General features: G+C 66.3%; 9 protein-coding genes and 1 pseudogene. 1 reads left to right on the forward strand and 9 read right to left on the reverse strand.

Translation table 11 applies throughout. From position 1 onward, the window contains the following. The 9 genes and pseudogenes from ACLFQI_RS07930 to ACLFQI_RS07970 all read right to left on the reverse strand — a co-directional run. A pseudogene (locus ACLFQI_RS07930) lies at positions 1 to 344 on the reverse strand (sodium:proton antiporter); the annotation flags it as partial. A gap of 32 nt (positions 345 to 376) precedes the next feature. After that, on the reverse strand, positions 377 to 1,756 hold the full coding sequence (locus ACLFQI_RS07935; protein WP_410758372.1) for a V-type ATP synthase subunit B: 1,380 nt from the start codon (positions 1,754 to 1,756) through the stop codon (positions 377 to 379). A 51-nt stretch (positions 1,757 to 1,807) separates the two neighbouring features. Beyond that, positions 1,808 to 3,604 (reverse strand): V-type ATP synthase subunit A, encoded by a 1,797-nt coding sequence (locus ACLFQI_RS07940; protein WP_410758373.1) that lies wholly within the window; start codon positions 3,602 to 3,604, stop codon positions 1,808 to 1,810. A gap of 5 nt (positions 3,605 to 3,609) precedes the next feature. After that, complete coding sequence (locus ACLFQI_RS07945; RefSeq protein WP_410758374.1) at positions 3,610 to 4,251, reverse strand: V-type ATP synthase subunit E; 642 nt, start codon at positions 4,249 to 4,251, stop codon at positions 3,610 to 3,612. Further along, positions 4,248 to 4,655, reverse strand: coding sequence for a V-type ATP synthase subunit F (locus ACLFQI_RS07950; RefSeq protein ID WP_410758375.1), 408 nt, complete (start codon positions 4,653 to 4,655; stop codon positions 4,248 to 4,250). The genes ACLFQI_RS07945 and ACLFQI_RS07950 overlap by 4 nt, the downstream gene beginning before the upstream one ends. 38 nt (positions 4,656 to 4,693) lie before the next feature. Further along, complete coding sequence (locus ACLFQI_RS07955) at positions 4,694 to 5,149, reverse strand: ATP synthase subunit C (RefSeq protein WP_410758376.1); 456 nt, start codon at positions 5,147 to 5,149, stop codon at positions 4,694 to 4,696. A 60-nt stretch (positions 5,150 to 5,209) separates the two neighbouring features. Next, complete coding sequence (locus ACLFQI_RS07960; protein ID WP_410758380.1) at positions 5,210 to 7,090, reverse strand: V-type ATP synthase subunit I; 1,881 nt, start codon at positions 7,088 to 7,090, stop codon at positions 5,210 to 5,212. Between the two features lie 274 nt (positions 7,091 to 7,364). Continuing rightward, a complete protein-coding gene (locus ACLFQI_RS07965) occupies positions 7,365 to 8,417 on the reverse strand; it encodes a V0D/AC39 family V-type ATPase subunit (protein WP_410758377.1) in 1,053 nt (350 codons plus the stop codon). Between the two features lie 14 nt (positions 8,418 to 8,431). Next, positions 8,432 to 8,749, reverse strand: coding sequence for an ATPase (locus ACLFQI_RS07970; protein ID WP_410758378.1), 318 nt, complete (start codon positions 8,747 to 8,749; stop codon positions 8,432 to 8,434). A 509-nt stretch (positions 8,750 to 9,258) separates the two neighbouring features. Between ACLFQI_RS07970 and ACLFQI_RS07975 the strand changes: the two genes are divergently transcribed. Continuing rightward, a complete protein-coding gene (locus ACLFQI_RS07975; protein WP_410758379.1) occupies positions 9,259 to 10,059 on the forward strand; it encodes a 5-bromo-4-chloroindolyl phosphate hydrolysis family protein in 801 nt (266 codons plus the stop codon). Position 10,060: the final 1 nt, after the last annotated feature.

A 10,060-nucleotide genomic window follows, 5' to 3' on the forward strand; every position in this document is an offset into this window, starting at 1 on the left:
TAGGTCATGGCCGCGAGCAGGAACAGGAACAGCTCGGCAAACTCCATGATGTTGTGGTGCACCGCGTCGGCCACCGCGTGCGAGTCGCCGCCATGGCCGGTATAGAAGTAGGCGATCAGCACCCAGATCACACCGGCGGCAAGGACCACCGGCTTGGACTTGCGCAGGTGGGTGAATTCCTCGGCCATGACCAGGCCGTAGGCGATCACGAAGACCAGGATGGCCGTGTAGCCGACCCAGGTTCCGGTCAGATCGATCGCATGCGAAGCGTCGGACGCGAACGCAAGCGGCGACAACGAGAGGAGCATCAGGCTCAGCGCGACTTTGATGGCGGGGTGGTGCATGTGTATGAAGACTCCTTGACGGCTGAGTCGCGTCAGTCGTTGCCCTGATAGTATTTTGCCAGCTCGGTCTCCGAGAGGCGCGTGAGGTTATCGCGCGGGAAGGCGCTGATCAATTCCCAGGCGAGGTTGAGCGTGGCCTCGATACTGCGATCCTCGGCCTCGCCCTGACCGACGAAGCGCCGGTCGAAATCGTCGGCGAATTTGAGATAACGCCGATCGCGCTCGGACAGCTCATCGGCGCCGATGATGCTGGCTAGGTTGCGGGTCTCGAGCGCCCGAGCGTAGAGGGCATAGAGCTGGGCCGCGACCTTGGGATGATCCTCGCGCGTGTCGTCCTTGCCGATGCCGTCCTTCATCAGCCTTGAGAGGCTCGGCGAGATGTGCACCGGCGGATAGATGCCCTGATTGTGCAATTCGCGCGAGAGCACGATCTGGCCCTCGGTGATATAGCCGGTCAGGTCCGGGATCGGATGGGTGATGTCGTCCGACGGCATGCTGACCACCGGCATCATGGTGATCGAGCCATGACGCTCGTGGATGCGCCCGCAGCGTTCGTAGATCTCGGCGAGATCCGAGTAGAGATAACCGGGATAGCCCTTGCGCGCCGGCACGTCGCCCTTGGCGGTCGCGACCTCGCGCAGCGCCTCGGCGTAGTAGGTCATGTCGGTCATCACGACGAGCACATGGCGATCGAGATCGTAGGCCAGATACTCGGCCACGGTCAGCGCGGTGCGCGGCAGGGTCAGGCGCTCGACCGGCGGGTCGTCGGCCAGGTTGACGAACATCACCACATTGCGCAGCACGCCGGAGTTGGCGAACTCGTCGCGGAAGAACTTGGCGTCGGCGTAGCTCACGCCCATCGCCGCGAACACGATCGAGAAGCTGGAATCCTCATCCTTGAGCTTGGCCTGGCGCACGATCTGCGCCGCGAGCCGATTGTGCGGCAGACCGGAGCCGGAGAAGATCGGCAGCTTCTGCCCGCGCACCAGCGCATTCAGCCCGTCGATGGTGGAGATGCCGGTCTGGATGAACTCGCGTGGATAGCTGCGCGCGGCCGGGTTGATCGCCGAACCGGCGACTGGGCGGCGGAGATTGGAGAGGATCGGCGGGCGGCCATCGCGAGGTTCGCCGAGACCGTTGAGCTCGCGCCCGAGGATCTCCGGCGAGAGGGCGATCTCGACCGGCTCGTCGAGGAAGCGCACCCAGACTGCCTCTAAGTCGAGATCGTCGGTGCCCTCGAAGACCAGGATCATCACCTCTTCGTTGGACGCCCGGATCACCTGGCCGTCGCGGGTGCCGCCGCGCCCATCGCTGATGCGAACACGATCGCCAAAGGCGACGCCCGGCGTGTCGCGGACCAGGATCAGGCCGCCGCGGATCTCGCTCGCGGTGCGGTATTCTTTGATGCTCATGACAGGCGGTGCATGCTGCTAGGGACGGGACTCCAAGAGGGAAGGGCGCGCTCAGTCATCGCTGTGCTGCTTGGCATAGTCGAGCCGGATCGCCTCGAAGGCATCCACGATCTCGCGCGCGAGATCGTGGATGCTCGACACCTGATCGCTGTTGTACATCGACTTGCAGCGCCGCGCCTTGGCCAACTGCGGCAGGTCTTGCAGGTGGCTCACCGGCACGCCGATTTCGATCAGGGCCATGCCCTTGTCATAGATCGACAGGGCCAGGTCGAGCAGCGCGAATTGCTTGTGCGGCGAGCAGAAGGTATCGACCTCGTCGAGCGCGCTCTGCTGCAGCACGCCCTCCTTGATCAGCGAGGCGCCCTCGAGCTGCCAGCGCTGCGCGTCCGAGAGCGCCTCGGGACCGACCAGGTTGACGATGCGCGAGAGTTCGGCATCGCGCGCGAGCAGCGCCAGCGCCTCGGTGCGACGTGCCTCCCAGCGCCGATCGACCTCCTTGTGCCACCACTCGGCGGCGGCGTGGACATGGGCCGAGAAGCTGGTCACCCAGTCGATGCTTGGGTAATGACGCGCGTCGGCCAATTCCTTCGACAGCGCCCAGAAGGTCTCGACGATGTCCTTGGTGTGGCTGGTCACCGGCTCCGAGAAGTCGCCGCCGGGCGGCGAGACGGCGCCGATCAGCGTCACCGAGCCGGGGCCGGCATCGTAGGTCTCGACGCGACCGGCGCGTTCATAGACCGCCGCCAGGCGCGAGGACAGATAGGCCGGATAGCCTTCCTCGACCGGCATCTGCCCGAGCCGCCCGGAGACCTCGCGCAGCGCCTCGGCCCAGCGGCTGGTGGAGTCGGCGAGCATGACCACGTCGTAGCCCATGTCGCGATAATACTCGGCCATGGTCAGGCCGACGTAGACCGAGGCCTCGCGCGCCACCACCGGCATGTTCGAGGTGTTGGCGATCAGCAGGGTCTTTTCCATCAGCTTGCGGCCGGTGTAGGGATCCTCGAGCTGCGGAAAGCTCTCGAGCACGTCGACCAGCTCGTTGCCGCGCTCGCCGCAGCCGACATAGACCACCACGTCGGCATTCGACCAGCGCGCGATCTGCTGCTGCACCACGGTCTTACCGGCACCGAAGGGACCCGGCACCGCGCCCTTGCCGCCCTTGAGTTGCGGGAAGAAGCTGTCGATGACGCGCTGGCCGGTGATCAACGGCGAGATGCCGTCGTCGCGCTTCAGATACGGGCGCGGCTTGCGCACCGGCCAGCGCTGGAACAGCTTCAGCCGATGACTGTGGCCGCGTTGATCGCGCAGATGGCCGATGGTGGCCTCGATCTGGTAGTCGCCCGCTGGGGCCAGCTCGGTCAGCTCGCCCTCGAGCCCCGGCGGCACCAGGATCCTGTGCGCGATGGTCTCGGTCTCTTGCACCGAGCCGAGCACGCCGCCGGGGCCGATCCGCTGACCAAGCTCAAGCTCGGGATTCGGCTCGAACTCCCACTGACGTTCCCGGTCCAGACCGGGCAACGCCAGCCCGCGGCGGATGTAATCGCCGGATTGCAGCGCGATCTTCTCCAGCGGGCGTTGGATGCCGTCGAAGATGCCGCCGAGCAGGCCCGGTCCCAGTTCCACCGACAGCGGCCAGCCGAGCCCCTCGGCCGGCTCGCCGGGACGCACGCCATCGGTGCTCTCATAGGTCTGCACCGTCGCCTCGCGGCCGTTCAGCGAGATGACCTCGCCGACCAGCCCCAGCTCGCCGATCTTGACCTGTTCGCCACTGCGGATACCCGGCAGATCGATGGTGACGATGGGTCCGTTGATGATGCGGACGAAGCCCTGATTGTTGCGCTCGCTCATCTCGATCAGCCCCCGAAGATACTGCCGGTGTCGAAGCCACTCGGGACCAGCCGCTCCAGGATGACTTGCTGCAGGCGCGAACGCAAGCGGGCGCGGCGGCCCTCGAAGCTATTGTCGACCCGGATGCGCCCGTCATTGCTAACGATCAGCACCCCACCGAGGGTCTCGATCGGTGCCTCGCCGAGCTGGGCCTGGGTGCCGTTGGGCAGCGCCGCCAGCACCTCCTCCCAATGCGTCTTGAGCAGCTTCAGGTCGGCATTGTTGGCGCGCACCTCGACCGCATCGTGCTCGATCTCGGCGAGGGCGGCGGCGATAAACGCGGTCAAGGTCTTCACATAGGCCGTGCTGTCCTGGCGATGCGCGCGCATCCGATCGGCGAGACCGGCCTCCACCTCCCGCACCAGATTCCAGCGCAACAGGTCGAGTTGACTCTGGAGCTTCAGCTCCTCGGCCTGGACCTGCTGGCGATAGGCGCGGTCGCCCAGGGACTTGGCGATGGCCTCCTCGCGTTGCTCGCGCAGGCGCAGCTTCTCGGCGGCTTCACGCAGGATCGTGTCGCGCGCGCGTTGTGCGCGTTCGCGATATTCCGTGGCCAGGCGCTCGGCGCGGGCCAGGATGGCTTGTTCGAGCTGGTCTACTTGGGTCACGTCGAGTCCTTGGTCGCGGTCGGTTGCAGAAGGTTGGCGCCGCCGAACATCCTGGCGAGGCGTTCCACCACCTCACTGCCGAGCCGGGGCGGCGCGGACAGCGGTGGAACAGCGACGACGACGATGTGCCCGCCCTCGCGGCGAACCCGTTTCAGGTGCTCGACATCCATACGCATGACCTCGTCGTCGACGATCACGAAGGCCTTCTCGCGCGCGGCGAGTAGCTCGCGAAACAGCCGATCGACGTCGCTCGGGGCTGGATTCGGATGCGTCTCGAAGCCAATCGCACCGAAGCCCTCGGCGAGGCTGTCGTCGCCGAGAAAGAGCATCCGCGTGGGCGGGGCTTGCGCGCCCGGTGCCGCCTGGGAATCGGCCTGGCTGGGGTTGGGATCGGTCTCGCTCATGCGGGGCTAGCAGCGTTTAGCAGGGGGCGCTTGGCCGTTCAAATGCGGTTCAAGAGCAGGATCGAGACGACCAAGCCATAGATCGCGATACCCTCGGCAAGACCCAGATAGATGAGTGTGCGGCCAAGGTTCTCAGGTTTCTCGGTGATCGCGGCCAGCGACGCGGCGCCGATGGGGCCAACGGCGATCCCGGCGCCGATGGTCGAGAGGGCGGTGGGAATGCCGGCGCCGATGATCGCGAGCCCCATGCCGGTGCTGATCTCGATCGCATCGTCCCCGGCGCCGTTGGCCACCTCCTGGGCGAAGGCCTCGTTGATGCCGAGGACCAGCAGCCCGAGCTGAGCGCCCACGAAGACCACAAGCTGTGTGCCCATCGCCGGCGCTGTCCAGCGCGGGGGTTGCAGCGGCCTGTTGGCCGGCCGCATTTCAAGCGCGATGCCGGTCAGGATCAGACCGACGATGGCGAACGAGATCAGTGCTACAAGCCAGTACATCGATGCATTCCTCAGGGTTCGATAGTCGGGATAAAGGGGTCGGTTGCGGGATCGAAGGGTTCAGGCCGGGCCGCGACGCAGCTTGAGTGGCGAGAATTCATGTCCGTCACCGGAGAAGTAGCGCGAGAAGCCCTCGTAGTATTGGAGGCGCATCACCTGGATCATGACGATGCCGCCTTCGAGCACCAGCACGAACAGATTGCCAAGGATCACAGTGATGAGGTGGCCAGCCGGTCCCATCATGGCGGCGAGTGTGAGCACGGCCAGCGAGAGTGCGGCGTGATTGAGGCTGAAGGCGGCGACGCGGAGAAAGGACAGCGTGTTCGAGATGTAGCCGATCACGGTCTCCAGCGTTTCGATGAAGACCACCAGGATCTTCTCGCCGGGCGGTGCCTGCAGATGAGACCAGGCATAGCCAGCGAGCGCGATCAGCGCAGCGATGACCAATAGCAGCGGTACGGTGCCAAAGCTGCTGCGGGTGGCGATGCCGACGGCGCCCCAAATCAGCGCCAGATAGAACACGAGATTGACGACGCCATGATGGCCGAACACCGCGGCGTTCAGATCCTTGACCGCGATCCGGTTGTAGATCGCCAGTCCACAGGCGATGGCGATGAACAGCACCCCATAGCCGAGCGCGATCTGCAGCATCAGGATCGGGTGATGGATCGGGCTCATCCAGAGCGCGGGCAGGATCTCCTCGTAGCCAAAGATGCTGCCGTAGAGGACGCCAAAGAACATCGAGGACAGGCCAGCCATGATGCCAAACCGATAGAAGCGACCGAGCTTGGCGCGGAGTGCCCAGGCAACGCCGGCGATCACTGCACCTTGGCCGATGTCGCCGAACATCGACCCGAACATCAACAGGAAGGTCAGCGCGAATAGCGGCGTCGGGTCGACCTCGCCGTACTGCGGGATACCGTACTGCTTGACCAGCATGGCGAAGGGGGCGAGCAGACGATGGCTGGCCGGCACCGTCGGCACGAGGGCGCGTTCGGCGGGTTCCGGATCGCGGCTATCGAGTTCGAATGGCAGCGTCAGACTCGCGCGCAGGCGCGCCTCGAGTTCGGCCACCGCACGCGCCGGAACCCAGCCGCAGACCATGGCGAGATGCCCCGCGCTGCGGATCGAGGGATCGAGGGTGACGAAGGGCGCGGCCAGCAGCAGGGCTTGCCGGGCCGCACCGAGAAAGTCGCGATGCGTCTGCTCCCAGGCCTCGACCTCGGCGCCGAGGGCCGCGCGCTCGGCCTGGAGGCGTTCGCGCTCTGCAGCCAGCTGATCATACTTGTGCTCGGGGCTGGCGTCCTCGAGGCCGGCCGGGATCGGTAGCGGCTGAAAGCTCGCCGAGCCGAGCACCGAGGCGAGCTGACCCTCCTTCTCGCCGCGCGGGCCGACGATGACCACGTGGGTATTTTGATCACGCTCCAGAAAGGTGAACAGCAGGTGGTCGGCGAGGGTCACCGCGCCTTGCAGACGGCTGACGTTCTCGCGCGGCACCACGCCGACATAGAAGTCGAGGAAACGGGTCTTGTTGCGCAGCGCGCCGAGGTCGATCTTCAGATTGCCGAAGTTTTCGAGCGCGGCCTGCTGTTCGCGCACGAAGCGATCCTGCTCGTCGATGCGTCGAAAGCCTTCCTCGAAGCGCGAGGCCTCGTCCCAGCGCTCGGCCAGACGGTCATTGATCGCCCGCAGCTCCTCGCGCTCGATCACCCGCACCTCGTCGAGATCAGGCGCCGCCGCTGCGATCGGCACCACCTTGGCGATCTTCTCCAGCCGCGCATGGGCCTGCTGATAGACCTCACGATAGTCGCGGCCGGGGAGGCCGCTCAGCTGCTGCGCCTCGGGCGGGCGCGTGTCCGGGTGAAAGCTCTCGGTCTGCGCCAGGCTCAGCGAGGCCTGCGGCAGATCGTCGGTGATCACCAACAATCGCACATGCTTCATCGGCAGCGGACGCAGCCTGATCTCATGCCAGAACTCGGCTGAGCGCAGCTGCCGCCAGGCGCCGGCGAGTTGGCGGGCGGCGCGCCTCAGTGCCGGGCCGACCCGAGCGGCGGCGGTCTTGAGCCGAGGCTCAAGGTGTGCCCATAGCACCCGCAGCATGGCCCAGAGCCTCAGCAGGTGCTGCTTGATGACCGCCATGCGCTGTGGTCTCGTGGTTGACATCGGGATCGGCTGCGTGCGGGTGATCGATGAGTATGCCAGGTTCGCTCCGCCATCATGCAGCGGACGGCAGCGGGCAGTCCGGCGGCCGCGCCTCGATGGCGATCTCCACGAGTTCGCGCGGTAGGCCGAGCAGCTGCCCTTGCAGCAGGGAGAAGAGCATGAGCACGCCGTGCTCGCGCAGGATCAGATAGGCGAGGGCGCGCGCGACGCCCGAACGTCCGTTGGCGAGGATGCGCCGCGACTCCTCGGTGACATAACCGCCGAGGCGCTGCTGCACCTCGATCAGGCTCTGACTGCCGGCCAACGCGCCATGCAGCGGTTCCGGCAAGGCGGCGAGAATCGCCTCGAGGCTGTCGAGGTTGACCAACCCGAGCAGGCGGTCGCGATGCAACAGGCGCACCGAGGGCACCAGCTGATAGAAGGTCTCGCTCGGCGAGAGCCCGTAGGAGAAGCGGAAGCGCAACAGCCACAGCAGCCCGACACGATCGAGCAGCGCGCCCAGCAGTTGCTTCAGCTCGTCCTGATTGCTGCTGTGTACCTGCTGCAGTCGCCGCGCCATCTCGACGTAGTAGCGCTGATCGAGCGCGGCCTCGAGGGCGAAGGGATCGCGTTTGCGTTCGAACACCTCGCGCCCCTGTTTGGCGATCAGGCTGTAAGGGCCCTGCTCCAGCGTGCGCAGCAATTCGAGCACGCCCTCGGCCTGGAACAGCTCCTGTTGTGGCAGGCGCACATGCTCCGGCAGCTCATAGAGATTGGCGCGGATCTCGGCCGGGTCCAGTTCATAGAGCTTGCCGCGCAGCAGCGCCTTGAGGTTGAAGAGGGCATACTTGCGACCCCAGGCCAACACCAGGCCGGCTTCCTCGGCCGGCATCGGGCGGATCAGGATCCGCAGCTCGTCGAGCAGGGTGTTGACCAGGGCCTGCTTGAGGCTGCGGCTCTTGGCGCGGCGATCGTGCGGCTCATCCAGCAAGCGCTCGAGCCCGAAGCGCTGGGCGAGTTCCGAGAGCGAGAGGCCGCACAGGGTCGCGACCTCGGCGGGAGCGATCAGGCGCTCGGCCATGGCCGAGACGCGGGTATTCAAATAGGGATCGCGCAGGCGGCTCATGGCGATCGGCAGCGCTAGCGTCGAGCGTCGAGAAACAGGCTGAAGGCCGCCTCGAGGGCCTCTTCCTCGCGTGCTTCGGCGGTCTCGCGCAGCTGCGTGTGGCGCTCGTCATAGCGGCGTTTCAGCTCGGCCACGGTCTGCTCGGCACGCTCTTCGGCCTTGGCGATGAAGTCGCGATGCAGGTCCGGGATGCGTGCCGTGAAACGCTCGTCCTCGGCGCGCGCATCGCGCAACGCGGACTGAATGATGCGCTCTTGGGCCTGCTCGGCCTCCTGCGCGATCGTCTCGGCCTTCATCTCGGCATCGAGGAGGCGTTTCAGCGTATCGTCCATCGGTGCTTGCGGATCAGGTTGTCGGTTTTGGAAGGGAGCGGATGTTTGCCGGGGCAGGCGCAGGTTACCTGAATCGGTGCCGCCGTTGGCTGCGCATCGGGGTCTCGCTTGCGTTAGGTCAGCTTGGATCGCGCGGGGGCTATCGTGCCGGTTCCATTGACTGGCGTCAAAGCGCTGTCCGGTCGTTGCGGTGGCGCGGCGATGATCTCCTACTATGGTGTCGCCTGTCCGCCGCCGAACGCAAGATCCATCCCGCAACCAACGAGACCGATGCCGAAACCGCCGATGCCAACATCCCCGCTGTCAGAACCCCCGACGTCAGCACCGCCTGTCCAGGGCCCGTCGCGCCCGAGCCTGGGGGCGCGGTTCCTGGGCGCGCTGCTCCTGTTTTGGAGCCTCGGGCTGGTCTCTTGCCAAGCCGTGTTTTCCCCCGTGTTTTCCTCCCTGTTCTCCTCCCTGTTCTCCTCGTGATAACGCCCAAGCCACATCCGCGCCCAATGGCCGCCTGGTTGTTATGGATCCTCTCCACGCCCTTGCTGTTCGCGGCGATCAATGCATTGATCCTCGCGCGCTTGGATCGGTTTCTCGGGGATGCCACGGCCTGGGTGCTCGTCGCGCTGGCGGCGCTGTTGACGCGACGGGCCGCGTGGCAACCGGCCGCGGCGACGGGGGCGGCCGCGCGGCGCCGGTTCAGCCCGCGCGGACGCTCCTGGCAGTTCCCGCCGCGTAACCTGGCGGCGGTCTTGCTGGCGGTCGGCACCTGGGTCGCGGCGATCTTCGGCGTTGGACACTCGCTCGCGGTCGGCCTCGGTTTCGCCGCCGTGGCCGTGCTCGGCTACCATCTGCTCTATGGGCTCGAGCCGCTGCGGGTTGGCGAGCCGTTGAGCGCGCAGGACCAGGAATCGCGGGTCGTCATCGAGGCGCTCGCCGAGGCCGAGGACCGGCTCATCGCCATCGAACGCGCCGCCGAGGCGATCGGCAATCGCGAGCTGAGCCAACGCCTGGCGCGCATCGCCGACCTGGGGCGGGGAATCCTCGCGCAGATCGCCGAGCGGCCCTCGGATCTCCGCCGCGCCCGGCGCTTCCTGACGGTCTTCCTCGAAGGCGCCGAACAGGTCTCGGACGGCTATGCCCGCACCCATCGGCATGCCGAGTCGGCCGAGCTAGAGCAGCACTTTCGCACCGTCCTGATCACCATCGAAGAGCAATTCCAGCGCCAGCGCCAGCGCTTGCGCGAGGCCGATATCCTTGATCTCGATGTGCAGATCGAAGTGCTCAAGAAGCAGCTCGAGCAGGAGGGGGTTCGCTAGC

It is taken from the genome of Halochromatium sp. (assembly GCF_046541315.1).
Classification (GTDB): Bacteria; Pseudomonadota; Gammaproteobacteria; order Chromatiales; family Chromatiaceae; genus Lamprobacter.

Excerpts from the sequence above, each read along its gene's own strand:
- ACLFQI_RS07935 (WP_410758372.1), bottom strand. The coding sequence starts at position 1,756 with ATGAGCATCAAAGAATACCGCACCGCGAGCGAGATCCGCGGCGGCCTG.
- ACLFQI_RS07950 (WP_410758375.1), bottom strand. The coding sequence starts at position 4,655 with ATGAGCGAGACCGATCCCAACCCCAGCCAGGCCGATTCCCAGGCGGCA.
- ACLFQI_RS07955 (WP_410758376.1), bottom strand. The coding sequence starts at position 5,149 with ATGTACTGGCTTGTAGCACTGATCTCGTTCGCCATCGTCGGTCTGATC.
- ACLFQI_RS07965 (WP_410758377.1), bottom strand. The coding sequence starts at position 8,417 with ATGAGCCGCCTGCGCGATCCCTATTTGAATACCCGCGTCTCGGCCATG.
- ACLFQI_RS07960 (WP_410758380.1), bottom strand. The coding sequence starts at position 7,090 with ATGAAGCATGTGCGATTGTTGGTGATCACCGACGATCTGCCGCAGGCC.
- ACLFQI_RS07940 (WP_410758373.1), bottom strand. The coding sequence starts at position 3,604 with ATGAGCGAGCGCAACAATCAGGGCTTCGTCCGCATCATCAACGGACCC.
- ACLFQI_RS07970 (WP_410758378.1), bottom strand. The coding sequence starts at position 8,749 with ATGGACGATACGCTGAAACGCCTCCTCGATGCCGAGATGAAGGCCGAG.